Below are 24,804 nucleotides of genomic sequence, written 5' to 3'. Positions count from 1 at the left end.
ACGTCACGCAGTGGACGCGTCGACTGCAGGATCGATCCGCCGATAACCTTCCGTTGCGCGCAGCAGCGTGCGCGTGTAGTCGCGCGCGACATTCCCCGCGCGCACGTCCTCGACCCGCAACTGCTCGACGATCTCGCCGTGCTGCATCACCGCGACGCGCTGGCACAGGAAGCCGACCACCGCGAGGTTGTGGCTCACGAGGATCATCGTCAGGCGCCGCTCGCGATGCAGGCGGCGCAGCAGGTTCAGGATCTCGGCCTGCACGGACACGTCGAGCGCGGACGTCGGTTCGTCGAGCAGCAGCACGCGCGGCTCGACGATCAGCGCACGCGCGATCGCGACGCGCTGCCGCTGGCCGCCCGACAGCTGGTGCGGGTAACGGAAGCGGAACGCGGGCCCGAGTCCGACTTCGGCGAGCGCGCGGGCGATCCGCGCGTCGGCATCGCCGATCCCGTGGATCGCCAGCGGTTCGCGCAGCGTCTGGTCGACCGTGAAGCGCGGATGCAGCGAGGCGTACGGATCCTGGAACACCATCTGCACGTTGCGGCGAAACGCGCGGTCGAGCGTGCCGCCGATCGGCCGGCCGTCGATCGACAGGCTGCCGGCCGCGAGCGGCACGAGCCCCGTCAGCGCGCGCAGCAGCGTCGATTTGCCGGAGCCGGACTCGCCGACGAGGCCGAACACTTCGCCGTCGCGCACGGCGAAGCTGGCGTCGCGCACCGCGTCGACATGGCCGGTGCGGGTGGGGAAACGGATCGAGACGTGGTCGATGTCGATCATCGGGCAGCCTCCTGATCCTGTGCAAGATTCAGCCAGGCCGGGTCGCGTTGCAGCACCGGCAGTTCATCGGGCGGATTCGCGAGCGGCGGGTTCGCCGCCAGCAATCCGCGCGTATAGGGATGGGTCGCGTGCCGCAGGTCGCTTGCCGCGCAGGTTTCGACGACGCGTCCTGCATACATCACCGCGACGCGATCGCAGAACGACATCACGAGCGGCAGGTCGTGGCTGATGAACATCAGGCCCGTGCCGTGCCGCGCGATCATCGCATCGAGCACCGCGAGCACCTGCATCGACACCGCGACGTCGAGCGCCGACGTCGGTTCGTCGGCGATCAGCAGGCGCGGGCCGGTCGACACCATCATCGCGATCATCACGCGCTGCCCCATGCCGCCCGACAGCTCGTGCGGATACGCATCGGCGACACGCGCCGGATCGCGGATCTGCACGGCCGCGAGCGCGTCGACGATCCGCTCGCGCAGCGCGCGGCCGCGCAGCCCCGGTTCATGCAGGCGGAACGCCTCGCCCATCTGCTTCGCGACCGTCATCACCGGGTTCAGCGAATATTTCGGGTCCTGCAGGATCATCCCCATCTGGCTGCCGCACAGACGCCGGCGTTCGCGCGCAGGCATCGCGAGCAGGTCGTGGCCGGCGAAGCGCAGCGTGCGCGCGGACCAGCGCGCGGCGTCGGGCAACAGGCCGAGCAACGCGCGGCCCGTGAGCGACTTGCCGGAGCCCGATTCGCCGACGATGCCGAGGCGTTCGCCGGGCGCGAGCGTCAGCGACAGGTCGCGCACCGCATCGGTGACGGTGCCGTCGTGGCCGCGAAAGCCGATCCGCAGTCCGTCGATTTCGCACAGCGGCACATTGGCTTGATTGGCTTGATTGGCGTGATGGGTGGTCATGTCACGCTCCATGTCGCGGATCGAAGACGTCGCGCAGCCCGTCGCCGAGCAGGTTGAACGCGAGGCTGACGAGCAGGATCGCCGCGCCGGGCAGCGTCGCGACCCACCACGCGTCGAGCAGCACGTTGCGCCCCGACGCGACCATGAAGCCCCATTCGGGGCTCGGCGGCTGCGCGCCGAGGCCGAGGAAGCCGAGGCCCGCGACGGTCAGGATGACGCCGGCCATGTCGAGCGTCGCGCGCACGATCACCGACGACATGCAGAGCGGCACGATATAGCGCAGCAGGATGCGCGTGCCGGACGCACCTTGCAGACGCGCGGCATGGATGTAGTCGGCCTGCGCGATGCGGATCGTCTCGGCGCGCGCGAGCCGCGCATACGCGGGCCACGCGGTGATCGAGATCGCGACGACCGCGTTGACCACGCCCGGCCCGAGCGCGGCCGCGAACGCGAGCGCGAGCACGATCTTCGGGAACGCGAGCGCGACGTCGGTGATGCGCATCAGCACGCTGTCGACGAACCCGCCGCAGTAGCCGGCCGTCGTGCCGATCGCGAGCCCGATCGGCACGACGATCACGACGACGAGCAGCGCGATGCCGAGCGTCAGACGGGATCCGCCGATCAGCCGCGACAGGATATCGCGGCCGAGCTGGTCGGTGCCGAGCCAGTGCGACGGCGAGCCGGGCGGCAGCAAGCGGTCGGCAAGCACCTGGCGCAGCGGGTCGTGCGGCATGATCAGCGGGCCGACGATCGCCACCGCGATCAGCGCGACGAGGATCGCGAGCCCGAACAGGTTCAGCGGATTCGCGGCGAAACGGCGCCAGCGGCGGTATGCGAGGCCGCACGCGGCCTGTGCGCGCGACGCGGGCGCATCCGACAGCAGCCATGCGCGCAAGGTCGATTGCTCGGCATTCATGGTCGGACGGCCTTGTGCAGCGATGAAAAGGAAAAACGCAGTGAAACGGTCATGGCGAAACGGTCCCTATGCAGACAGAGGCTAGCGCGCGCGAGGATCGAACACGCGGTACAGCGCGTCGGTCAGCAGGTTGACGGTGATGAACATCGCGCCGATCACGAGCGTCGCGCCGAGCACCGCGTTCATGTCGGCGTTCAGCAGCGCGCCCGTCAGGTACATGCCGAGCCCTGGCCACGCGAACACGATCTCGGTCAGCACCGAGCCTTCGAGCAGGTTGCTGTAGGTCAGCGCGATCACGGTCAACAGCGGCACTGCGATGTTGCCGAACGCGTGACGCCAGATCACGCGCCGCTCGGAGAGCCCCTTCGCACGCGCGGTGACGATGTATTCCTGGCTCAGCTGGTCGAGCATGAACGAGCGCGTCATCCGGCTCAGGTACGCGACCGAGTAGTAGCCGAGGATCGCCGCCGGCAACGCGATGTGCGACAGCGCGTTGCGGAACACGTCCCATTCGCCGGCCAGCGCCGAATCGATCAGCAGGCTGCCGGTGCGCGTGTCGACCATGCCGTCGAACACCGGGTCGATCCGGCCGGGCCCCGCGACCCAGTGCAGCCGCGCGTAGAACAGCAGGAGCCCCATCAGGCCGAGCCAGAACACCGGCACCGAGCTGCCGATCAGGCCGACGAAGCGCGCGACGTGATCGATCGGCCGGTTGTGCCTGACCGCGGCCGCGACGCCGAGCGGCACGCCGACCGCGATGCCGATCAGCGTCGCGAGCGTCGCCAGTTCGAGCGTCGCCGGAAACACGCGCTTGATGTCGTCGAGCACGGGGTTCGACGTCAGCAGCGACATCCCGAGATTGCCGTGCAGCACGTCGCGCACGTAGATCAGGAATTGTGTCGCGAGCGGCTTGTCGAGCCCGAGCGCGATGCGCTCGGCCGCGTACGCGTCGGCCGACGCGCGGTCGCCGAGGATCGCGAGCACGGGGTCGATCGGCACCTTGCGGCCGATCACGAACGTCAGCGCGAGCAGCCCGGCGAACGTGACGGCGAGCGTGAGCGCCCAGCGCAGCACGCGCAGCGCCCAGCGCACGCCGGGGTGCCGCTCGGGCAGCGTGCGCAATGCTTCGAGGGAGGAGGCGGGAGTCGACATGCGGTGAATCTCATTGCTTCTTCAGGTTACGGTACGACACGAGATCGTTGATCGGGCCGACTTCGAGTCCGCTTACGCCGGGCCGCGTCGCGACTTGCGCGACCTTCTCGAACATGATCACGAACGGCGACAGCGCGAGCATCGCCTTCTGCATCGCCTGGTAGCGCTGCGCGCGTTTCGCGGCGGACGGCTCCGCGAGCGCCGCGTCGGTGTCCTTCGTGAGCTGCGGAATGTCCCAGCTGTTGCGCCAGGCCAGCATTTTATAGCTCGACTTGTCGCTGTTGTCCGGATTCCACGCGAAGCCCTGCGCATTGCTGTGCGGATCGATGTAGTCGGCCGACCATTCGCCGATGTAGATGTCGTGCTGGCGCGCGCGGTATTTCGCGAGTGTCTGCTTGTTGTCGCCCGGGATCAGCTGCACGTTGACGCCGGCCTGCGCGAAGTTCGCCTGCACGGCCTGCGCGATTTCCGTATACGGATAGTCGTTGCGCACGTCCATCGTCACCGTGAACCCCTTCGGCACGCCGGCCTTCGCGAGCAGTGCCTTCGCCTTCGCGACGTCGAGCCTGTACGGGTTCGCGGCGAGCGTGCCGAGGAAGCCGTCCGGCAGGAAGGTCTGGTGCACCTTGTAGGTCGTCTTCACGACGTGCGCCTGGATGCCCGAATAATCGACGAGCCATTTCAGCGCTTCCTGCACCTCGGGTTTCGCGAGCGTCGGGTTCTTCGTGTTCAGTCCGAGATACAGCAGCGTCGCCTGCGGCGACGGCGTCACTTTCGCCTTGCCGGATTTCACGACTGCGGCGAGATCGTCGGGGCTCAGGTCGCGGGCTGCATCGACGTCGCCGTTTTCGAGCAGCAGGCGCTGGCTCGCCGCTTCCGGCACATGGCGCAGCACGATGCGCTTCATCGCGAGCGGCAGCCGGTAGCCGTCGAAGCGCTGCAGCACGACGCTGTCGCCGGCCGTCCACTTGACGAGCCGGTACGCGCCAGAGCCTGCTTCGTTGGTCTTCAGCCAGCCGTTGCCGAAGTCGTTGCCCTGCTGGTGCGACAGCAGCAGCTTCTTGTCCAGCACCGACGCGGGCCACGAGCCGAGCACGTTCAGCACGAAGGTCGGCGCGTACTTCTGGTCGGTCGTGACAGACACCGTCTGGTCGTCGAGCTTCTTCACGTTCGCGAGCACGTTCGCCTTCGTGAGGCCGATGCCCGTCAGCACCGCGGCCGGGCCCTTGTCGAGCAGCACCGCGCGCTGGATCGACCACGCGATGTCGTCGGCCGTCAGCGGGTTGCCTGAATGGAACTTGAGGCCGGCGCGCAACTTGAACGTGAAGGTCAGCCCGTCGGGGCTCACGGTCCACGACTGCGCGACGTCGCCGTTGAATTTCGACGGATCGCGCAGGTCGACGCGCACGAGGCGGTCGTAGGTGTTCGCGACGTATTCCTCCGGCACCAGCTCGTAGATCTCGCCGGGATCGAGCGTCGTGAATTCATCCAGCAGCGTGGCCATCACGAACATGTCCTTCGGCGTTTCCGCGCGTGCGGCGAGCGGGGCGGCGACGAGGACGGAGAGAGCGGCGAAGGCGGACGCGGCGGCCAGCGAGGCGGCGAGCCGGGATGTCGGAAGTTTCATGCGGGCTCCATCGGTCGGTGAACGGGAAAGAGGGCGGGCATTGCATCACGCGCCACGGGGCGCTGTCGATGCACGGCAATGCGCGCACAGGCGGATCGGCTTGCCGGTCAGGTTGCAGTCGGTCGCATGGACGAGATCGATCTCGACGCGATGCGTGGCGGCGGGGATGTCAACGAGGCGGGAGGCGTCAGGTCGGTGAAACGGGCTTCGACGGTACGGGCGAACGCGCAGGTTCATCGATTGTTGGATCGTTGTCGCCGGGCGGCGAAGGGTCATTCATCTCACGAAACCAAAATCTTTCGCGCCAGATGATAAAAACTATGATATGACGCAGATCGATAGCGAATTGGCGAGCGCCGGTGGAGCAGGTGGCGTGCAAGTTATTCCTGAAGGAAATATTACGCGTTTATTTGTTTGAGGAATATTTTTCACTTATGCGCGAGGGGAATATACTGCGTTTATTGCCCACAGGAATCCGCGCCGTGAACCTCATCGTCAACACCCCCGCCCAGCTTGGCGAGATCCTGTCGTCCGCGCGTCAGGCCAAGGGCATGACGCAGGCCGAGGCCGCCGCCCGCATCGGCATCGGCCAGCCGCGGCTGTCGCTGCTCGAAACCACGCGGACCGCCAGCCTGTCGCTGACCCAGCTCCTTGCGCTGACCGCGCTGTACGACCTCGAACTCGGCGTCCGTACGAAGGGCGAGAGCGGCGCGTCCGACGCCGAGTGGTAAGCATGGGCCGCAAATCGCACGCCCGCGCGCTGTCGATCTGGGCCAACGGCCTCAGGGTCGGCGTCTGGCGCATTCCCGCGCGCGGCGACATGGAGCTGCAGTACGACGCCGGCTGGAAGCGGTCGGCCGCGGGCCGGCCGTTGTCGCTGTCGCTGCCGTTCGGCATCGGCGACGCGCCGTTGCGCGGCGAGCGCGTGAACCACTATTTCGACAACCTGCTGCCCGACAGCGAGGCGATCCGCCGCCGTCTCGCGACGCGCTTCGGCACGCCGACGCTCGAGCCGTTCGACCTGCTTGCCGCGCTCGGCCGCGATTGCGTCGGCGCGGTGCAATTGCTCGGCGAGGACGAGACGCCGGCCGGCTACGACCGCATCGACGGCACGCCGCTGTCGGACGACGACGTCGCGCGGCTGCTCGACCAGGCGAGCGGCGCGGCCGCCGGCGTCTGGGACGATGACGACGACCTCCGCTTGTCGCTCGCCGGCGCGCAGGAGAAGACCGCGCTGCTGTTTCACGAAGGGAAGTGGATGCGTCCGCACGGCGCCACGCCGACCACGCACATCCTGAAGCTGCCGCTCGGCCTCGTCGGCAACAAGCGCGCGGATCTGACGACGTCGGTCGAGAACGAATGGCTGTGCCTCGCGATCCTGCGCGCGTTCGGGCTGCCGGTGCCGGATGCGGAGATCGTCACGTTCGGCGCGCACAAGGTGCTGTCGGTCGCGCGCTTCGACCGCGCGCTGCATCGCGACGGCCGCTGGCTGCTGCGGCTGCCGCAGGAGGATTTCTGCCAGGCGCTTGGCGTGCCGCCGCACCTGAAATACGAGTCCCACGGCGGCCCCGGCGTGCCCGATCTCGTCGGCATCCTGCGGCGCTCGGAGACGCCCGCCGAGGATCTCGACACGCTGTTCGCCGCGCAGGTCGTGTTCTGGATGCTCGCCGCGCCGGACGGCCACGCGAAGAACTTCAGCCTGCGGCTGCTGCCGGGCGGGCGCTTCCGGCTCACGCCGCTGTACGACGTGATGTCGATCTGGCCGGTCGAGGGCGACGGCGCGAACCAGTGGTCGTGGCACAAGGCGAAGCTCGCGATGGCCATGCACGGCAAGCGCAAGCACTACGCGATGCGGGACATCACGCGGCGCCATTTCAGCGCGATGGCCGAGCACTGCCTGCTCGGCGATATCGCGACGCCGATCGTCGAGCGGCTGATCGCCGCGACGCCGCGCGTGATCGACACGGTTGGCGTCGCGCTGCCGCGCGGGTTCCCGGCGAAGGTCGCGGAGCGCATTCTTGGTGGCTTGCGGCAGGCTGCGGAGCGGCTCGATGCGATGCCGGCGGGGTGATTCGGAGCTGACAGGCCGAGCATAGGCAGTGCGTGACGTTAGGCGTGCCGTTTCGCAGTAGACACGGGTGTTCCATTTTCAGTATCAACTAACCGGTCGACGACTCTACTGTGCGGCATCGGAATTATTAAAAGATAACAAAAATCGGATTAAGCCATTGCATCGAGTTCTTGCTTTTTATCTTTTTTTAAGCTTGTGATTGCTGTCCGAAATTTGGTTTTCAGGCTTATTGGTTTTTCGATGGAAATATGGGTCATGGATTGCAGGGTAATCGCATGAAATGTCAAAAACGGAGAGCAGCGGTTCGGTAGCCGTCACTGGCGCCAGCTTTGAGACGTCGATTCTTGATACCGGACGTCGAAGTCGTATCCGCCTTGAGCAGGGGCAGACTGTTGCGGCGCAAGATCGCAAAGTTCTGTTCTGAAGTCGGCCCCCATTGCACCGAGCGTGACGATCGCGCTCTTGAGCAGCAGAATGTCGAGCCGTGCCGTTATGGCCGTGATTTCGTTGCTCGTTTCGGTTTCCGAACTTGCCCCAGCGGCACCGCCAAGCTCGCGTGCCCACGCCGAAACCAGGTAGATGCCACGTCGACTCGCGTTGCGCGAGCCTCGCACGGCGTTGCCGTCGATTGCGACCCAGCTATCTGCCCCCGACAGGATCGCGCACAGCGCGACCAGGATCTCCCGCAAATCATGCGGGGAAGGCCGGCTACGTGGATCCGTCAATCCACCGAATGATTTTTCGATGCTCAACACATTCAGCTGAAAAAACGGACTGTCGCACGGACGTCTCTCAGGGAAAAATCGTGACTACATTCTGCTTCGAACTGGTTTTCAAGAAAGCGGAAGTCTATTAACAATTTACACATTTCGTGGGATTGTCCGATTTTCGTCGCAATTCTCGAAAATTTCGAATTTGTCTCATGGCTTTTGCTCTGAAGATTTGCTTAACTCGGGCAAATCCGACGGCATTGTGTCCCCAAAGTTGCGGCGGGCTTGCCGGTGTGTGCAACCCCTCATGCAACGGTGGTCATGCGAACCATTCAGGATGTGCTCAAACACCCGAGCGCGATCGTCACTCAGCCGCTTCATCTCGAGATCGCGACGGTAGCCTCTCCGCTCTCCGTGTACGAATTCACGCTCACGGAGGAGATGAACATGCCGTTCCTGGCCGACATCACGGTTACGTCGCCGGACAAGCATGTCGACGGCGCGGCTTGCGTCGGGCGGCCGGCGATCTTCACGATCGACGAGTACGCGTCGGTACCGTCGCTACCCGGCGTAATTGAGCCTGTGCTTCACACCGCGCGTACCGTGCACGGCATTGTCACGCAGTGGACGCGGATCAAGACGACGCGGGATGAGGCAACCTATCAACTGCATCTGAAGCCGCGCTTCGCGTTGCTCGAGTCGGTACATGATTCGGCGGTGTTCCTCGACCGCTCGCTTCGCGAACTGTTCACTGATGCAATCGTTGACCGCAATCTGTTTGAATCCTACGACGTCGAATTTGCGCTCGAAGGCCTCGACGGCAAATTCGAGCAGACACTCATGTACGAGGAGACGGTCGCCAGTTTCGTGGATCGCCATTGCCGCCGCGCAGGCGTCTACTACTATTTCAAGCAAGCTGCGAAGGGCGACGGGCCCCAGCGCGACACGCTCGTGTTCGGCAATTCGCCACGCGGCTATATGCGAGCGCTCGAGGTGCCGCTGCTGCCGCATTCGGGTCTGGTGAGCTGGCACGAAGCCGTGCTTGAACTCGGCGTGACGCGAGCGCTGGTGCCGCAGACCGTGCGCGGCTGGGATCACAACTACCACCGGCCGGACGATCCGTTGCAGGTCGAGACGGTCGTCGCTCATGACGACCGTTCGGTGTTCGGCAGCGTAAACCGCAGCAGCGAACACTTCCATTCCATTGAAGAGGGGCAAGCGCTGGTCGATGTCCGGCGCGATGCACTGGTCACGCGACAAACGCAAATCACCGGGAAGAGTAACGTGATCGGCATGATGCCGGGGATGGTCGTTCGGATTACAAACGACACCGTACCCGAGGCGCCGCACGGCATGGTGATCACGAAGTTGGTGACAACGGGCGGTCGCGCGAAGTCGGTGACGAACAAATTCGAGGCGATGCCCGCGCATCAGACGTACCGGCCCGAGTATGTGCCGGAAAAGCACTGGCGCTGGATCGGCGGCACACTGATCGGCATCGTTGAGTCGGGTGACGATCTGCCGTATGCGTGGCTGGATGAACATGGCCGCTACCGCGTGCGGTTCCAGTTTGCACGGCATACCGGCAAGCGCGGCACCAATAGCATGCTCTTGCGTCTCCTGCGTCCTTCGGCATCACACTATGGCGGGCTGCATATTCCGTTGCTACCGAGGACCGAAGTCAGGCTCGAAGCCACGCAAGGGAATATCGATCGCGTTTATATCGCCGGTGCAATGCATGACTACGCGCGGCGGGACCTTGTGCACGGCAAGGAGGGCTGGTACAGCCGGTCGGTGTTCCGCTCCCCCATGTTGGGGAACAAGCTGCGCTTCGAAGATCTGAAAGACCACGAAGGCGTCAAGATCGCGTCGGTCTTTGCGAAGTCGTCGGTGTCGCTCGGCTATCTGGTCGATGGCGAGAAAAGGAAGCGTGGGGAAGGTATCGAGCTAGGCACGCAGGCCTGGGGCACGATGCGTGCGCCGAAGGGACTGTTTGTCTCTGCCGATCCGTGGAATCCCAATGCGCCGCATCTTGAAATGCAGGCTGCCATCAAGGAATTGCAATCGGCCCTTCAGCGGGTGACCTCCCTCGTCAACGCGACGACGCAGGCAAAGGCGATGCCGGCCGACAAGGCGACACAGGCGAGCCTCATGAACATGCTGGACCAGCTCAAGGGTGCTGGGCTCATCGCCAGCGCACCGGCCGGCATGGCGTTCGCTACACCGAAGTCGATCCAGCAAGCCGCGGGTGAGAACGTCATTGTGACCGCCGGTCAGCACGCGGATGTGAGCGTAGTCAAGCGTTTTACGGTGGCGGCAGGCGAACTGATCTCGCTTTGTGCGCACAAGCTAGGGCTTAAGATTTTCGCGGCGAAAGGAAAAGTTGAGATTGCGGCCCACACTGATGCGATGGAACTGACCGCGTCCAAGCAGTTGCGACTTGCGAGCGCGGACGAAGACGTGTTGGTGATTGCGCGCAAGAAGATCGTGCTGGCCAGCGGCGGTGCCGCGCTCAAGATCGAGGACGGCACGTTCGAATTCATTGGTCCGGGGGCCTTCAAGATCAAGGCGTCGCAGTTCGTGTTTCAGGGGCCGGGCAATGCCAATTCCCCATTGCCATCGCTGCCCAAAAGCAATCTGAATCTATCCGACGACTATCCTCTTTCGAACTGACGCCCATGATTATCAGTCCGCCTTTCCTGCTCCCGGTTGATGCCGGATTGACTGCAGAAGATCCGTTGATGGACAAACTCGACAAGATGACCGACAGCGACGGCTTATATCCGATCGCGTTCGATCGCCGCTGGCATACTGGTCTGCATCTCGTTCCGTCGGATGACCTTTCACTACCCGTGAGAGCGATCGCGGACGGCGAAGTCGTCGCGTACCGTGTCTGTCAGCAGCCCATCGAGGGCGTGTCTGACAGCAAGAACACGAACACCGGGTTTGTGCTGCTCAAGCACACAACGGAGACGGGCGACGGCCGGACGCTGACGTTCTACTCGCTGTACATGCATCTACTCGATCTGAACACGATGACGCAGGACGGCATCCTGCCGCCACCGGTGAATGAAGCTCACAGCATGCCCGAATGGCTGCGGACTCGGGATACCGGCGGCCCGGTCACCGGTGAGGGAAAGAAGGTGCGCCGCAAAGATATTCTCGGCTACGTGGGGCGCTGCCAGGGCGGTCGGTGGCATTTGCACTTCGAGATCTTCATGGCCCCGGCTGATTTCGAAGCCTATTTTGGCGCGACGCAGTTGGGGCGTCAGTACGTCACTACGTCGGAGGGGAGCGACTGTTGGGGCCACAGCTACCACGTAATCCCCGCGCACCAGACTTTCCTCGCGCAGCCGCCGGGCGTAGATGCGCACCACAAACTAAACGGGATTGAATTTCTTCCGAAGCAGGCTGGGCAGAACGAACGCCCCTTGTACGTCGAAGTGTATTTTCACAAGGGGGACAAATACACGAACGTGTGGAGCGTCGCGGACGACGGCAGTCGGACGCTGCTAACCGATCGGGATCCGGAGTCGAGGCAGCCCAGACCGGTTAGCGAAACAGCGTTCGAATACGACATGTACAAACGTGCGTGCGCGCTGTACCCGGCTTGCCCGAGCGATGGTTACGAGATGTTGCGGTTCGGACGAATTCTGAGCCAGCCTGAAACGTTGCCGCCGGTTCCTGATCAGGAGACGTCGACCACGCCGAACCGGCGCAAGACGTGGTATTGCATCCCATTCGGTGATGGGCAGCAGGGCTATATCGATATCAGCAAATCGACGATCAAGAAACTGTCGGATGCGGATTTCCCGTTCTTCATGGGGTGGAGGAGGATTCAGACGTCGGACGTGCTGTTCGACGCGAACGGACTGTGGGATACGGACAAGTTCAAGGAACTGGTTCGCACGTCCGTCGGGCATGTCGGGCTACCCGATACCAACTCGGCGACGAGTGAGCAGAGCGCGCAGCAGAGAAGCGAGGCCATGCGGCACTACGTGAGCGACTCGGACCACCAAGCGGTCCGTGACCTGCTGCGTGGCTTTATCTGCGAGGCGCCGAGCGAATGGGACAGCGCGAATCTGGAGGACCGCTATCGAAACCTGCTGGACGAAGGGGAACATTTCGAGGGTAAGCAGGAGGCCTGCAACAAGTTTCTCGACTTCGTCAAAAAGCTCCAGTTCTGGGACAAAACCGGTTTGCCTGCCGGGGGAAAGGTATGGTTCTTCCATCCGCTAGCGTTCATCCGGCATTTCAGAAAGTGCGGATGGTTGACTCAGGATGAACTCGCCGCCTCGTTCCCTCGCTATCCGTTCTACACGGGAAGTGGTAGTCCTAGGCGGGCAGTTTCTACCGAAACCGATATATACAGAATAACGAAGGATATTGCTCGTCGGCGCGTTGCAAATCACGTGACTGCATTGAATAAGTGTATTAGAAAATATATGGGGAGCGATCAAAAGAGAATTGCTTTGTTTTTGGCGCAAGTCCTCCTAGAAACGGCCCAATGGAGAAACCTTGGTGGTACAAAACGACTTATGCACGAGTGGGGCTTCGGCCAATACTCTGCAGCCAATCCAGCGACTCAGTACTACGGCCCTTTTTATGGTCGTGGAATTATGCAACTCACATGGGTGAGTAATTTTGATGCGTATGGAAAATATAAAAAAATTCCAAACCATCTTGATGTATACGTGGAGCGACTAGCGGGCATAACTCCGCGAATCACGGGTAATTCGCGTCATTATTCTGCACATCCGGATGATGGTGGTCATTTGATGGTTTGGGCTCCGCGCTACGATCCAGATGTCGTCGCGGAAGATCCCGATTATGCTTGTGATTCCGGTGGATTTTATTGGGTTTCGAAAGAATTTTCTAGTGGTCCAAATATTAATAGGGTTTCAGATGGGAGGTATTCGGAGTCAAGTGTTGATTTTATCAATCGACTGGTCAATGGCGGGAGTAATGGCTACTACGAACGGCAGGTATATTCGGCATACATTCTGAGAATACTTGGTGATGGAGTTGAAGTTAGCGAGAAATTTATGATTTTCCCGCCGCGAAACAAAAAAGCAATCGAGGCAAATATGCTTGCCCCGGAGTGAAATATGCATATCGTAAGATATCCATTTGGCGCAGCGCTTATGTTGGTGGTATTTTCGGCGTTTGGTTTCGATTATGTGAAAAATTTTTCACCCGATGTCGGAGTTGAGGCAAATGTGGAAATAAAGGGTGGTGATTTGTTGTGGGGGGTGAACTATTTTGGAGGTAGTGCGCAAGGTCATATAACTCTTGATGTCGATAGGCCGGTTCACATCGCAATTGGTGACTATGATTTTAGTGGGCGACGAGGGTTTTTGGTATGGTATATCGATGAAGGTATGGGTGTGCATAAGATTTATAGGGTTTTTACGTTTTCTCCGATGAGAAGGGGGTTTGTGGAGAGATTTTCGGCGTGCGGCGATGAATTTATTGATTTGCGTGTCGAAAAAGAAGGGCGGCGTCTAATTAGTTCGTATTACGATGAAGGGGTCCCGAAAATTTGTATTACTCGTTTATCGTCAAGCAGGTAATGAGTGGATTGGTGTTTTATATTGTCGAGGTCAATGTCAAAAAAATGCCACGAGCAGGCACGTGAACGTATGGACCATGGCAGATGGACGCCCTAATATACATTTAATTGTTGTATCGCGCGGTGCGTGGCATGTGCGAAAGCGCTAGCAGTCCAGGCGAAAGTCGAGTTTTCAGTCGAATTAGGGGTGAATTTATTGAAATTTCATGCGAGATTCAATGCGCGAAGAGATTGGTCGTGCACGTAAAAATCCGTGTGATTTTAATTGTGGCAATTATCCAATTTTCCTCTTGCGCTGTAGGCGGTGTTGCTTCGGCCGCTGAGCCGTCGAGGCTCATAGTCGACATGGAGCAGCAATGTGTTATCAGTGTAATGGATTATTTCAAAGGAAATTTTTCTAGTGGAGCACCATTAAATGCGTCGTACTGGTCCGATAATCCGCTTGGTAAAGTGTTGGCGCCGAGGTTTGGTGTAAATTTCGTGTGCATCAATCTGATGGAAAAATCAAAAGAGGAGGTCGCGCACCAGCACGGAGCTTCCTACGATAGGCATAAAAAGAAGTGGATTCCTTATTTTGAGAGCGAAAGAGATTCGTGGATTTTGGGTGCCTTTACGAAGGTGTATAGCCTAGAAGCGATCAACGGGAATGGGTTTTATTTGATCCAAGACGATCGGGATGGTGATCCTGCACAGCGTGAGCGCTATATGACATTCTGTATTTTTCACAATAAAGTGGCTGTGTGTGGCGGTGAACCTGTCATGTATGTCAGCGATCCTGACGGAGATCTGCTTCCTTACATCCTTAATATCCTTCGCAGCGTCGAATTCGTTGACCGCTCGGGGTCCAAGGCTGCGGCGGCAAGTGGCCCTATTGGGAGTTGAAATGACACATTCTCCGATTCGCAAGGATGACGAACTGGAACACGGCGGCCAAGTGACGAGCGGCTCCTCGACCATGGAATTCATGGGTCGCCCGCTGGCACGCAAGGGCGACTCCGCGATCTGTGACCTGCATGGCCAAACGGTGATCGACGAAGGCGACGAGTCGTTTCCGGACCAGGACGGCAAGCCCGTGGCGATGCATCTGCATCGCTGTGCGTGCGGATGCCGGTTGGTCTCGTCGTTGCGGAACGTCTACATCGATTGACCATGCCTGTCGATCTGTCACCCGCTGGACTGCCATCGGCTTATCCGGCGCACGGGCCGCGCTTTGTGCCCTGGTTATTCGGGTGGGTACTGTGCTGCGGAATCGGCGCCGCGGCAGTGTTGTTGCTGTGGCCGGCCGGTACGCCAGCACAGGGTGCCCAGTTCTGGCTTTGCCTGCTCGGCATCCCGAACGCGGTGTATTTCACAGCACTCGGCATCGCGCGCGCCGTGTACGAGGCGGATTGTCTCTACGCACTGTTCCGGAACCGACATCGCGCCTCGTGGCTGAGGGACCGTATCCTGACGGCGCAGCGCCCACTGCAGATACTGGGAGCCGGATATTGTCTGCCGCTGGGCGGCAAGTCGATCGGCGAGATACTCACCGGCAAGACGTCGTTGTTGGAGGCGCGCGTGCCGCGTAGTGGCATCAATCGAATCGTGCACACCCGCTTTGCCGATGACGATCCGCTCCTTCAAGAGGACGCGGACGAGTCTGAATCATTCGATGATGATTTGTTTGGAGCAATCGATATCGAACACGTCGAGATTGCTGCACCGGACAGTGATCCGACTCCACCCGTGCCCGTGCCCGTGCCGTCCGTCGTACGCGTGATGACGCAGGCACTTGTGCCTCTCATCGAAAGCCTGCAAGCGTTGTCGCAATATGGTCCAAAGTATGCACCCGCAGTACGCGTGATGTCGGCCCCGGAAACAGCCGACATGCGAGTGAATCAGGTTAGGCAGGCGCTGCAACGAGCGGGAATTTCGGATCTGGAATGCTGCGCTGTATCGCCGGTGGACGGTTTGATGTTGACCGACGCCTGGCTGGATACGGCCGAACTGCGGCCGTTGTTGGTCGTCGCAGCGGAATGGCACGCCGCTCCACCGCTGGGCAGCACCGAGGGTGCGGTCGCCGTGCTGCTCGGCCCGGGTGTATTCCAGTTACCCGAACTGGTGAGCGTGATGGGACTGCTGCACCGGCCTGTGGCCGACGATCTCGAACACATGGACGCGATGCTCGCGAACAGCGTGCTGTGGGGCAAAGCCGACGCGCCCACGGTCGACACGGCGTGGATCAGCGGCCTCGACGGCTCGCACGAAACGAAACTGATTGCAGCGCTGCGCAACGCGGGGCTTATGGGGGTCACCGGACAGGACGCCCAGCGGCGCCCCGATCGCATCATCGGTTACGCCGGGACGGCTGGTGGTTGGCTGTCGATCGCTGCGGCGCTCGAAGCGGGACCCGGAACGCGGTTGATCCTGCATGCGCCTTCGCCTCCCTCGATCGCTCAGGCCGCGATCCTGCACGTCAATGACCAAACGCATAACGAAGATCTTAATGACGAACGCACGCAATAACATGCAAACGCTCGGGACCGGGGAAACCGAGTCCGTACAGTCCCGCCCGTTGCTCGCATGGGGGCCGATTTTTCTGGCGCTGTTGCTCGCGGGGATCACGCTGGCCCCTATCTGGTTCAACGGTGAATTTCTGGGCGTCCGAACTCGCGAGGCCAAGCAGGGCGCAACGATCTGGATATTCGGCGGGCTCGTCGGGGTGCTTCTCGCGCATGTCGGACTGTTGTTCGGTGGCGCATATCGCCTCGTCGGCCGGGTGTTCCGCGCCGACGTGGGCAAAAGGGGCGCAACCGCAAAGCAGGTCAAACCACTGAAACGCGATGCGCGGATGCAGACTCTGTGCGACGAACTACGCGCGTCGCACGGCTGGCGCTGGCGCTACCGGATGCCGTGGTTGCTGCTGAGCGGCACCGACGCGCTGATCGAGGAAGTGGCGCCGGGGCTGAAGCGCGCGGGCACGATACCGGTGGCCGACGCAATCCTCGTGCACGCCGCGCCGGACGGCATTGAGGCATCAGCGTGGCGTCGCCAGATACGGCAATTGCGCCGCCGGCGACCGGTCGACAGCGTCGTCCAGGTCGTGCGCTCGGGCGAAGATGCCGGATCGGCCGACAGCGAACTGCCGCGTGCGCTTGCCGCCCTGGCGACGGATCTCGGCTGGGCCGCGCCGGTCACGTTTTTGCATCCCGTGTCCGCCAACGGCAACCAGTCCGGAACGTTCGATGCGATTGGCGCATTCATGGGCAGGGGGCGTTCGAACCGAGAACAGGTGGAAGCGTTGGGCGACCAGCTTGCCGCAATCGAGATGCACACGGCAGATGTGGGCGTGCAGCTATGCAGTTCGCCGGCGCGCGTGACTTACCTGGCGCAGGTGTCCACCTATATCAGCCAGCAGCGCAAGCGCATCATAGCGGGCTGGGAGGCAGTCAGCGCCTCGCACTGGCTGCGCGCGCCGCTGGCGGGCGTAATGTTCGCACCCGCGTTCCCCGCGCCGGCGGCAGTACCGACGCCGGTGCCGGTAGCCACGCAGGGGCAGGCACAGCCGAATTCGAGCGCGATGGCATCCGGCACCGTGATCTTTCCGAAACAGCCCGCAGCGCTGCTGCCCGCGTGGCAGGCGATCGCCAGCCGGCGCGGTGTCGGCCGGCGGGTCGGCTTCTACTGGTCCAACGCGCTGGCGACGCTCGCCATGGTCACGGCGATCGCATGGTGCGGATGGATGACCGTCTCGTTCATCGGCAACCAGCAGTTGATGCGCGAGGCCCGCGCGGCAGCGGATGCTGCCGTCGAAGCGCGCCCCCAAACGACGCAGGGGTGGCGCGCCCAACTGGCGTTGCAGCAATTGATGGAAAAGCTCGAATACCGCCAGCAGCGCGGTGCGCCATGGCATCTGCGCGGTGGTCTCTCGCGCAACGACGAAGTGCTGGCCGCGCTCTGGCAGCCATACCGGGTCGCCGCAACCCGCAACCTGCAAATGCCTGTCGCGAAGTCGACCGAAGACCTGCTCAAGTTTGCGGCCGAAGCAAGGGCCGACGCCCTGCAATCGCAGGCTGCGCGCAGCAGCACCTATAACGCGCTCAAGACCTACCTGATGCTCGCGGACCCACAGCGCGCTGATTCTGCGTTCCTGAAGCGCATGCTTGTAGCGCTGTGGCCGAAGCCGGTCGAGATACCTCTCGGTGAGCGCGAGGACACTGGTCGGCGGCTCGCGGGCTTCTACGCGGACCACTTGAAGGCGCATCCCGACTGGCGGATCGCACCCGACGGCAGCCTCATGGCGTCAACCCGCAACATGTTGGTTACCCAAATGGGGCTCGCGTCGGCGGACGATACTGTGTATCAAGGCATCGTCGACGAGGTCAAAGGCAAGTACGCGGACGCATCGCTCGAGACGCTGCTCAATGGCGCCGATGCGCACGGGATGTTCACGATGTCGCAGACCGTGCCGGGTATCTATACGCGTGCCGCGTGGGACGGCATGATCGCCGCAGCGATCGACAATGCGTCGAACGAACGTCGCGTGAGCGGCGACTGGGCATTGACCGGCGTGCAGCCTGCGCAGCCGATCGGCAACACCCTTTCCCAAGGGGCCATCCAAACCGATGCCGCGATCGACGAGAGGCGCGCGGCAGATGCCCTGAAACAGCGGCTGACGGCGCGATACTTCGCCGAATATACGGCCGCGTGGCAACGTATGCTCAACAGTATCCAGTGGCAACCGGCGTCGAACCTCAATGGAGCGATCGAACAGTTGTCCCGGCTCGCGGACGCCCAGACCTCGCCACTGATCGCGCTGATGAAATCAGTGCAATATCAGGCGCAAGCGGGCCGGCCGTCGCAGGCCATGACCGACGCGCTGGTGCGCAAAGCGCAAAGCCTGATCGGCAGCGAGGAGCAGGCGGATACACCAACCGTCAATCCGCTCGACAAACCGTTTGGCCCGCTGCTCGCGTTGATGGGCGATTCCGGCGCCGCGCCGGCCACCGGTAGCGGCAAGGGCAACGCGCCAGTGAATGTTGCGCTGAACGGCGTGAGCCTGTCGCGTTATCTGACGGCCGTGACGACGATGCGCCTGAAACTGCAGCAGATCGCTCGCAGCCCGGATGCGCAGGCCATGGCGCGCTCGCTTGCTCAGGCAGTGTTCCAAGGCAAGCTTTCGGAGCTGTCGCAGGCCCGCGACGACGCGGCGCTGACGGCCGCGAACCTCGGCTCGGCGTGGTCCGGCTTTGGTGATGCCGCTTATGCCCAACCGCTCGAAGCTGCGTGGCAGACGATTCTGCAGCCGGCCGCGGCGAGCCTGAACGAGGCGTGGCGCGCTAGCGTCGTGGCACCGTTCAACGCGGCGATGAGCGGCCGGTATCCGTTCTTCGATTCGCAAGCTGATGCATCCTTTTCCGAGCTCGGTCGCTACGTGCGGCCCGACACCGGCTTGATCGCGCGCTTTGTTTCCACGCAACTGGCCGGCGTGTTGAAGCTCGAGGGCGATCACTGGGTGCCGAACGAGCTGGCGCCGCAGGCGCTGCAATTCGATCCGAAATTCCTGGCCGGTCTCCGCCAGTTGTCGACCGTAGGTGTGCAGCTCTACCTGCAAGGAGACGCTGGCGAGAAGTTCGAAATGATGGCGCTGCCGACACCCAATGTGACGCGCTCGGAACTGTCCGTCGACGGCAAGCAGATCGTCTATTTCAACCAGCAGGAAAGCTGGACGCCGCTCGCGTGGCCCGGCAACGGTCTGAATGGGCGCGCGGGGCTGGCGTGGCAGACGGCCAATGCCGGTTTGCGGCAGGCGTGCGATTCGACGGGCGACTGGGCGTTCCTGCGGCTCTTGGGTAACGCTCATGTCAAGTCGCTCGACAGCACGCGCTATCAACTGACGTGGAATGCGTCGAATGGCGAACCGCTGCGCTATGTGTTGCGCACGCAGGTCGGCGCCGGTCCGCTGGACCTGCTCAAGCTGCGTGGCTTCCGGATGCCCGAGCGGATCTTCGTTGTGGGCAAGGCCGGCGTCATGCCGGCGTTCCCGTCCCTTCCCCCTTTGCCGCAGGACCTGCAACCATGAGCCAGAATCCACCGCCGACAGACCCTTGCGACGACAGCGAGCCGTTTCTTCGTTACTTCGATGCGGAGATGCGCTACTTGCTTGAAGCAGGGAAGGAGTTTGCCCAAGCACAGCCGGGGGGCGCACGCCGGCTCGGTCTCAGCACGCCCGGCGCGCGTCACGACAGTGTCGAGCAGGCCTACGAGGCCTTTGCGTTCCTCACGAGCCGACTGCGGATGAAGCTTGACGACGCGCTGCCGGAAATCACCGACCCGCTGATCGACCACCTGTGGCCGCATGCGGGCCGCACGATCCCGTCGCTGGCGATCCTCGAGTGCGTGCCGCGCACTGGCGAGGCACGCGTACTGGATATGTTGCCGGCCGGACTGCAGGTGCGTTCGACACCGGTGGGTCCGGACGGCACCGTATGCATCTATCGCACCACGCAGCCGGTGCGCCTGCTGCCGCTCGACGTATGCGATGCGGGGCAGGCCGTACTGCCTGATGGGCGCACGGTGATCCGCGTCGCGTTCGACCTGTTGCACCGTGAGCAGCGCGCGCTCGACGACCTGTCACGCATCCGCCTGTTCCTGCACGGTGACCGGCCGACTGCATCGGCCCTCTACGCGGCATTCACGCGCCAGGTGGCGTCGATAGGCGTGCGCATGGCGGGCGTGCTCGACGGTCAGTTGCAACCGCGGCCTGCCATGCGCTTTCAGGCGGCCGGTTTCGGGCCAGACACGCGGCTGTGGCCCGTCGACCACGACGCGCGCAACGCCGAACTCGATCGCGAACAGACGCTGCTTGAGTACTTCGCGTTTCCGGAGAAGTTTCATTTCGTCGACCTGTGCGGCTTTGATGCAGCGAGCGTGCCGCCGGGCGAGACCCACATCACGTTCGAGATTGCAATCGACGGACGGATCGCCGGAGACGCCGCATTTGACGCACGCAATATTCGCCTGTTCTGCACGCCGGTAATCAACCTGTTCGAGCTGGATGCACAGGCGATCCGGCCGAACGCGCACGACCGCGACTATCCGGTGCGCGCGCCGACATCGGCCGGTGCGCACGTCGAACCCTACGATGCGTTGTCGGTCGTGGCGACCGATCCACGCAGCGCCACGCGTCACGAATATCGGTCGTTCAAGGAGTTCCGCCATCGCGGCGGGATGCTGCGCCACGAGTCGCCAGACCGGTATTTCCATACGTCGATTCGCCCAGGCGTGACGGGGCAGCGCGAGATGCGGATGACCTTGGGCGGCCATCTATGGGACGAGCCCGGCAGCCTGCCGGACGAGCACGTAACGATCCGGGTCCTGGCAAACAACGGACGATTGCCGCGCATGGCGCTGCGCGAATCGATGCTGACCCAGCCGGCTTCGGCCTTTACCGGCGTCGAGCGGGTACGGAACCTTACTGCGCCGACCATGCCGCTCCATCCGCCGCGCGGCGGCGACTACGATTGGCGGGTGATCTCGCACTTCAACTCGGCCGGCTCGGCCGAGTTGAACATGATGGACGCAAACGTGCTGCGCGGCGCGTTGTCGCTCTACGACTGGACGCAGCAGGACGAGAACCGGTGGCGTATCGCGGCGATCGACACCGTCTGGCTCGATCAGGAAGAGGAGATCGTCGGCGCAGGCATCGATCGGATCGTGAACATCAACGTCGGTATCGATCCACAGGCATTCGCAGGACCAGGCGATGTGACACTGTTCGGCGACGTGCTGAACTGCTTCGTCGGCCGCTACGCATGTTTTCACTACGCGGTTCGGCTGGTGTTGTACGAGGGTGTGGGAGGCACGATCCGGCGCTATCCACGTACAGCCATGACGGAAGGGTGGTTATGAGCGCACGATGGCTCAAAAGGAAACGGGTAGTCGGTCGAATCGGTGCGGGCGTCGTATTGGCGACGCTACTGTCTGGCTGCGGCATGTGGCAGTCGGTCAAGGATACGACGATGGACGCGACGCGTGCAGTGTTCGTTGCCAAAGTGAGGCGGATGAATCTGGTGCTCGAAAGCCGTGCGGCACTCAACCAGAACGGGCAGGGGCAGTCTTTGCCGGTCGTGGCGAGGATTTACCAGTTGAAGAATGCCAAGGCCTTCGAGAACGCGAGCTATGCGCAACTGCTCGCTGACGACCGCACGCCGCTGAAGGCTGATTTGCTCGACAGAGTGGAAGCGACGCTGGCGCCCGGGGAGACGGTCAAGCTGTCGGTGCCAATGGCGGACGACGCACAGTACATCGGTGTTGTCGGATTCTTTCGTGATCAGGGTGGCGCCGAGTGGCAACTTGTGATTCCAAAGTCGCAATGGAAGAAAACCGACCCCGTCAAACTGGTCGTGATCGACAACCGGCTTGAGCTGGAGGCCTCACGTCAGGAAGAATAGGCAGACGTATCGGCATTCATGGCTGAAACAGAACAGCGACACGCAGAGCAACTATGCGATGCGGGACATCACGCGGCGCCATTTCAGCGCGATGGCCGAGCACTGCCTGCTCGGCGATATCGCGACGCCGATCGTCGAGCGGCTGATCGCCGCGACGCCGCGCGTGATCGACACGGTCGGCGCCGCGCTGCCGCGCGGGTTCCCGGCGAAGGTCGCGGACCGCATCCTCGGCGGCTTGCGGCAGGCCTCGGAGCGGCTCGATGCGATGCCGGCGGGGTGAGCGCCGGCGAGAGGCAGCGCGAACTCAGCCCAGCATCGGCCGCACGACTTCCGCAAGCGCATTGCCGAGCACGACGTGCTGTTCCGCGTCGAGATGAATGCCGTCGATCGCGCTCGTCGCCGTGACTTCGCCTGCATCGAACAGCGCACAGCCGAGCGTGTGCGCGACGTTCCGGTACGCGTCGGCGAGCCCGGCACAGCGCGTTTCGCTGCCGGCGAACTTCGGCATCGCGGAGCCGCCGTCCGGTACGCGAATGGCCGGCGGGACGACGATCAGGATCGGCGGGACGGGCATGCCGGGCTCGATCGGTGCGCGGCGCACGGCGTCGACCAGCGCGCCGATGCCTTGTGCCGAATGCCACGCGGACAGCGCGTGGGTGTTCTGGAAGTCGTTGGTGCCCAGCATGAACACGACGAGGTCGAGCGGCGCATGCATTTCGACGACCTGCTCGAGTCCGTGCAGCCCGTTCCGTCCCGGTTTGAACGGATCGTCCCACACCGTGCGGCGGCCGTTCAGGCAGTTTTCGAAGACGCGCACCGGCATGCGCCGGGCTTGCAGCGCATGCTCCATGACGCCCGGCCAGCGGGCGTCGAACGGCAGGCGCCGGCGCGTGCCGGGGACGATGCCCCAGGCCAGCGAGTCGGCGTAGACGAGGATCTGTTTCATGTCGTACAGGAGGCGTTGCGCTTACTTCTTCAACGTCCGATACGACACGAGATCGTTGATCGGCCCGATCTCCGGGCCGGTCACGCCGGGCCGCGCCGCGACCTGCACGACCTTCTCGAACATGATGATGAACGGCGAGTTCGCGAGCACGGCCTTCTGCAGCGCTTCATAGCGCTGCGCGCGCTTGGCCGGCGACGGCTCGACGAGCGCGGCCTCGGTGTCCTTCGTGAGCTGCGGGATGTCCCAGCTGTTTCGCCACGCGAGCATCTTGTCCTTCGAATTGTCCGAATTGTCCGGATTCCACGCGAAGCCGCGCGCGTTGCTGTTCGGGTCCATGTAGTCCGGCGACCATTCGCCGATGAAGATGTCGTGCTGGCGCGCGCGATACTTGCCGATCGCCTGCTTCGCGTCGCCCGCGATCAGCTTCACGCGGATGCCACCCTGCGCGAAGTTCGCCTGCAGCGCCTGCGCGATCTCGATGTACGGATAGTCGTTCGGCATGTCCATCGTCACGTCGAAGCCGTTCGGCAGGCCGGCCTTCGCGAGCAGCGCCTTCGCCTTCGTGACGTCCTGCTTGTACGGCCGCGCGTTCAGCGTGCCGAGGAAGCCTTCGGGCAGGAACGTCTGGTGCACCTTGTAGGTCGTGCTGACGATGTTGCGCTGGATGCCGTCGTAGTCGACGAGCCACTTCATCGCCTGCTGTACCTCGGGCTTCGCGAGGTTCGGGTTCTTCGTGTTCAGGCTCAGGTACAGCAGCGCGGAGACGGGCCACGCCGTGACCGTGATCTTGCCGGCCTTCGTGAGCGCGGCGAGGCTGTCGGGGCTCAGGTTGCGCGCGGCGTCGACGTCGCCGTTCTCGAGCAGCAGCCGTTGCGCGGACGCTTCCGGCACGTGGCGCAACACGACCCGCTGCATCGGGTACGGCGTGCGGTACGCGTCGAAGCGCTGCAGTGAGATGCTCTCGTTCGGCGTCCACTTGACGAGCTTGTACGGGCCGGAACCGGCGTCGTTGGTGCGCAGCCAGCCGCTGCCGAAGTCGTTGCCCTGCTGGTGCGACATCAGCAGCTTCTTGTCGAACACCGATGCGGGGCAGGCGCTCAGCACGTTGAGCACGAAGCTCGGCGCGTACTTGCGATCGGTCTCGATCACGACGGTCTGCGGATCGATCGCGCGGACCTTCTGCACGACGTTCGCCTTCGTGAGGCCGAGATCGGCGAGCACGCCGGCCGGGCCCTTGTCGAGCAGGATCGTGCGCTGCAGCGACCATGCGACGTCGTCGGCGGTCAGCGGATTGCCGGAATGGAACGTGAGCCCGGGGCGCAGCTTGAACGTGTACGTGACGCCGTCGGCGCCGACGGTCCACGACTGTGCGATCTGCCCGTCGAAGCGCGTCGGGTCCTTCAGGTCGACGCGCACGAGCCGTTCGTAGGTGTTCGCGACATACTCGGACGGCACGAGCTCGTAGATCACGCTCGGGTCGAGGGTCGTGAATTCGCCGAGCTGCGTGGCGACGACGAAGATGCCGGGCGGTGTCGCGGCCTGGACCGGCGACGCGGGCGTGAATGTGGCGAGGGCAGTGAGCGTGGTGAGCGCGGCACCGACGAACAGCCTGGACAGCAGATGCTTCATGCGGGCTCCATCGGAAAGAGATCGTGGTGCGATTCTCTCATCGACGGGGCCTGATCGAAAGTATTCG

At 62.9% G+C, this 24,804-nt stretch carries 21 protein-coding genes and 1 pseudogene; 13 read left to right on the top strand and 9 right to left on the bottom strand.

The window, feature by feature from the left end; translation table 11 throughout:
- Window positions 1–3: 3 nt before the first annotated feature.
- The 6 genes and pseudogenes from ACV229_RS10830 to ACV229_RS10805 all read right to left on the bottom strand — a co-directional run.
- The gene (locus ACV229_RS10830; RefSeq protein ID WP_448083122.1) at window positions 4–780 is read right to left on the bottom strand and encodes an ABC transporter ATP-binding protein; all 777 of its coding nucleotides are present in this window, start codon (window positions 778–780) and stop codon (window positions 4–6) included.
- Entirely contained in the window at window positions 777–1,694 is a 918-nt protein-coding gene (locus ACV229_RS10825) for an ABC transporter ATP-binding protein (protein WP_448083121.1), read from the bottom strand. The genes ACV229_RS10830 and ACV229_RS10825 overlap by 4 nt, the downstream gene beginning before the upstream one ends.
- Window positions 1,684–2,598, bottom strand: a complete 915-nt coding sequence (gene nikC, locus ACV229_RS10820; protein WP_448083120.1) for a nickel transporter permease — start codon at window positions 2,596–2,598, stop codon at window positions 1,684–1,686. The genes ACV229_RS10825 and nikC overlap by 11 nt, the downstream gene beginning before the upstream one ends.
- Window positions 2,599–2,679: 81 nt before the next feature.
- Complete coding sequence (locus ACV229_RS10815; RefSeq protein ID WP_448083119.1) at window positions 2,680–3,750, bottom strand: ABC transporter permease; 1,071 nt, start codon at window positions 3,748–3,750, stop codon at window positions 2,680–2,682.
- Between the two features lie 10 nt (window positions 3,751–3,760).
- Complete coding sequence (locus tag ACV229_RS10810) at window positions 3,761–5,377, bottom strand: ABC transporter substrate-binding protein (protein WP_448083118.1); 1,617 nt, start codon at window positions 5,375–5,377, stop codon at window positions 3,761–3,763.
- 75 nt (window positions 5,378–5,452) lie between these two features.
- Window positions 5,453–5,545: pseudogene (locus ACV229_RS10805) on the bottom strand (D-alanyl-D-alanine dipeptidase); the annotation flags it as partial.
- Here ACV229_RS10805 and ACV229_RS10800 point away from each other — a divergent pair.
- The 3 genes from ACV229_RS10800 to ACV229_RS10790 all read left to right on the top strand — a co-directional run bounded on the left by ACV229_RS10800 (window position 5,504) and on the right by ACV229_RS10790 (window position 7,448).
- On the top strand, window positions 5,504–5,689 hold the full coding sequence (locus tag ACV229_RS10800) for a hypothetical protein (protein WP_448083281.1): 186 nt from the start codon (window positions 5,504–5,506) through the stop codon (window positions 5,687–5,689). The pseudogene ACV229_RS10805 and the gene ACV229_RS10800 overlap by 42 nt on opposite strands.
- 170 nt (window positions 5,690–5,859) lie before the next feature.
- Entirely contained in the window at window positions 5,860–6,108 is a 249-nt protein-coding gene (locus ACV229_RS10795; protein WP_448083117.1) for a helix-turn-helix domain-containing protein, read from the top strand.
- Window positions 6,109–6,110: 2 nt separating this feature from the next.
- A complete protein-coding gene (locus ACV229_RS10790; protein ID WP_448083116.1) occupies window positions 6,111–7,448 on the top strand; it encodes a type II toxin-antitoxin system HipA family toxin in 1,338 nt (445 codons plus the stop codon).
- Between the two features lie 314 nt (window positions 7,449–7,762).
- On the opposite strand, the gene ACV229_RS10785 is transcribed toward ACV229_RS10790, so the two are convergent.
- On the bottom strand, window positions 7,763–8,200 hold the full coding sequence (locus ACV229_RS10785; protein ID WP_448083115.1) for a hypothetical protein: 438 nt from the start codon (window positions 8,198–8,200) through the stop codon (window positions 7,763–7,765).
- A 279-nt stretch (window positions 8,201–8,479) separates the two neighbouring features.
- On the opposite strand from ACV229_RS10785, the gene ACV229_RS10780 reads away from it, so the two are divergent.
- The 10 genes from ACV229_RS10780 to ACV229_RS10735 all read left to right on the top strand — a co-directional run bounded on the left by ACV229_RS10780 (window position 8,480) and on the right by ACV229_RS10735 (window position 22,442).
- On the top strand, window positions 8,480–10,831 hold the full coding sequence (locus ACV229_RS10780) for a type VI secretion system Vgr family protein (protein WP_448083114.1): 2,352 nt from the start codon (window positions 8,480–8,482) through the stop codon (window positions 10,829–10,831).
- Window positions 10,832–10,836: 5 nt separating this feature from the next.
- Window positions 10,837–13,263 carry a peptidase M23 gene (locus ACV229_RS10775; protein ID WP_448083113.1) on the top strand — a complete coding sequence of 809 codons (2,427 nt, stop codon included), beginning with the start codon at window positions 10,837–10,839 and terminating at the stop codon, window positions 13,261–13,263.
- Window positions 13,264–13,266: 3 nt separating this feature from the next.
- On the top strand, window positions 13,267–13,731 hold the full coding sequence (locus tag ACV229_RS10770; protein ID WP_448083112.1) for a hypothetical protein: 465 nt from the start codon (window positions 13,267–13,269) through the stop codon (window positions 13,729–13,731).
- 236 nt (window positions 13,732–13,967) lie between these two features.
- Window positions 13,968–14,612 (top strand): hypothetical protein, encoded by a 645-nt coding sequence (locus ACV229_RS10765; RefSeq protein WP_448083111.1) that lies wholly within the window; start codon window positions 13,968–13,970, stop codon window positions 14,610–14,612.
- A 1-nt stretch (window position 14,613) separates the two neighbouring features.
- Entirely contained in the window at window positions 14,614–14,877 is a 264-nt protein-coding gene (locus ACV229_RS10760) for a PAAR domain-containing protein (RefSeq protein ID WP_448083110.1), read from the top strand.
- 2 nt (window positions 14,878–14,879) lie between these two features.
- On the top strand, window positions 14,880–16,235 hold the full coding sequence (locus ACV229_RS10755; protein ID WP_448083109.1) for a hypothetical protein: 1,356 nt from the start codon (window positions 14,880–14,882) through the stop codon (window positions 16,233–16,235).
- On the top strand, window positions 16,216–19,791 hold the full coding sequence (locus ACV229_RS10750; RefSeq protein WP_448083108.1) for an ImcF-related family protein: 3,576 nt from the start codon (window positions 16,216–16,218) through the stop codon (window positions 19,789–19,791). Before ACV229_RS10755 ends, ACV229_RS10750 begins: the two co-directional genes overlap by 20 nt.
- On the top strand, window positions 19,788–21,620 hold the full coding sequence (gene tssF / locus ACV229_RS10745; RefSeq protein WP_448083274.1) for a type VI secretion system baseplate subunit TssF: 1,833 nt from the start codon (window positions 19,788–19,790) through the stop codon (window positions 21,618–21,620). Before ACV229_RS10750 ends, tssF begins: the two co-directional genes overlap by 4 nt.
- Window positions 21,617–22,162, top strand: a complete 546-nt coding sequence (gene tssJ, locus ACV229_RS10740) for a type VI secretion system lipoprotein TssJ (RefSeq protein WP_448083107.1) — start codon at window positions 21,617–21,619, stop codon at window positions 22,160–22,162. The genes tssF and tssJ overlap by 4 nt, the downstream gene beginning before the upstream one ends.
- Before the next feature lie 58 nt (window positions 22,163–22,220).
- On the top strand, window positions 22,221–22,442 hold the full coding sequence (locus ACV229_RS10735; RefSeq protein ID WP_448083106.1) for a hypothetical protein: 222 nt from the start codon (window positions 22,221–22,223) through the stop codon (window positions 22,440–22,442).
- 24 nt (window positions 22,443–22,466) lie between these two features.
- On the opposite strand, the gene ACV229_RS10730 is transcribed toward ACV229_RS10735, so the two are convergent.
- Window positions 22,467–23,108, bottom strand: coding sequence for an SGNH/GDSL hydrolase family protein (locus ACV229_RS10730; protein WP_448083105.1), 642 nt, complete (start codon window positions 23,106–23,108; stop codon window positions 22,467–22,469).
- A 21-nt stretch (window positions 23,109–23,129) separates the two neighbouring features.
- Window positions 23,130–24,737, bottom strand: coding sequence for an ABC transporter substrate-binding protein (locus tag ACV229_RS10725; RefSeq protein ID WP_448083104.1), 1,608 nt, complete (start codon window positions 24,735–24,737; stop codon window positions 23,130–23,132).
- Between the last annotated feature and the right edge of the window lie 67 nt (window positions 24,738–24,804).

Source organism: Burkholderia sp. MR1-5-21 (assembly GCF_053427715.1).
Note: the sequence above shows the minus strand (reverse complement) of the source record. Positions and strands in the feature narration are given on the sequence as shown.

Excerpts from the sequence above, each read along its gene's own strand:
- ACV229_RS10790 (WP_448083116.1), top strand. The coding sequence starts at position 6,111 with ATGGGCCGCAAATCGCACGCCCGCGCGCTGTCGATCTGGGCCAACGGC.
- ACV229_RS10815 (WP_448083119.1), bottom strand. The coding sequence starts at position 3,750 with ATGTCGACTCCCGCCTCCTCCCTCGAAGCATTGCGCACGCTGCCCGAG.
- ACV229_RS10800 (WP_448083281.1), top strand. The coding sequence starts at position 5,504 with ATGGACGAGATCGATCTCGACGCGATGCGTGGCGGCGGGGATGTCAAC.
- ACV229_RS10755 (WP_448083109.1), top strand. The coding sequence starts at position 14,880 with ATGCCTGTCGATCTGTCACCCGCTGGACTGCCATCGGCTTATCCGGCG.
- tssF (WP_448083274.1), top strand. The coding sequence starts at position 19,788 with ATGAGCCAGAATCCACCGCCGACAGACCCTTGCGACGACAGCGAGCCG.
- ACV229_RS10735 (WP_448083106.1), top strand. The coding sequence starts at position 22,221 with ATGCGGGACATCACGCGGCGCCATTTCAGCGCGATGGCCGAGCACTGC.
- ACV229_RS10725 (WP_448083104.1), bottom strand. The coding sequence starts at position 24,737 with ATGAAGCATCTGCTGTCCAGGCTGTTCGTCGGTGCCGCGCTCACCACG.
- ACV229_RS10810 (WP_448083118.1), bottom strand. The coding sequence starts at position 5,377 with ATGAAACTTCCGACATCCCGGCTCGCCGCCTCGCTGGCCGCCGCGTCC.
- ACV229_RS10760 (WP_448083110.1), top strand. The coding sequence starts at position 14,614 with ATGACACATTCTCCGATTCGCAAGGATGACGAACTGGAACACGGCGGC.
- ACV229_RS10780 (WP_448083114.1), top strand. The coding sequence starts at position 8,480 with ATGCGAACCATTCAGGATGTGCTCAAACACCCGAGCGCGATCGTCACT.
- ACV229_RS10825 (WP_448083121.1), bottom strand. The coding sequence starts at position 1,694 with ATGGAGCGTGACATGACCACCCATCACGCCAATCAAGCCAATCAAGCC.
- nikC (WP_448083120.1), bottom strand. The coding sequence starts at position 2,598 with ATGAATGCCGAGCAATCGACCTTGCGCGCATGGCTGCTGTCGGATGCG.
- ACV229_RS10770 (WP_448083112.1), top strand. The coding sequence starts at position 13,267 with ATGCATATCGTAAGATATCCATTTGGCGCAGCGCTTATGTTGGTGGTA.
- ACV229_RS10730 (WP_448083105.1), bottom strand. The coding sequence starts at position 23,108 with ATGAAACAGATCCTCGTCTACGCCGACTCGCTGGCCTGGGGCATCGTC.
- ACV229_RS10750 (WP_448083108.1), top strand. The coding sequence starts at position 16,216 with ATGACGAACGCACGCAATAACATGCAAACGCTCGGGACCGGGGAAACC.
- tssJ (WP_448083107.1), top strand. The coding sequence starts at position 21,617 with ATGAGCGCACGATGGCTCAAAAGGAAACGGGTAGTCGGTCGAATCGGT.
- ACV229_RS10830 (WP_448083122.1), bottom strand. The coding sequence starts at position 780 with ATGATCGACATCGACCACGTCTCGATCCGTTTCCCCACCCGCACCGGC.
- ACV229_RS10775 (WP_448083113.1), top strand. The coding sequence starts at position 10,837 with ATGATTATCAGTCCGCCTTTCCTGCTCCCGGTTGATGCCGGATTGACT.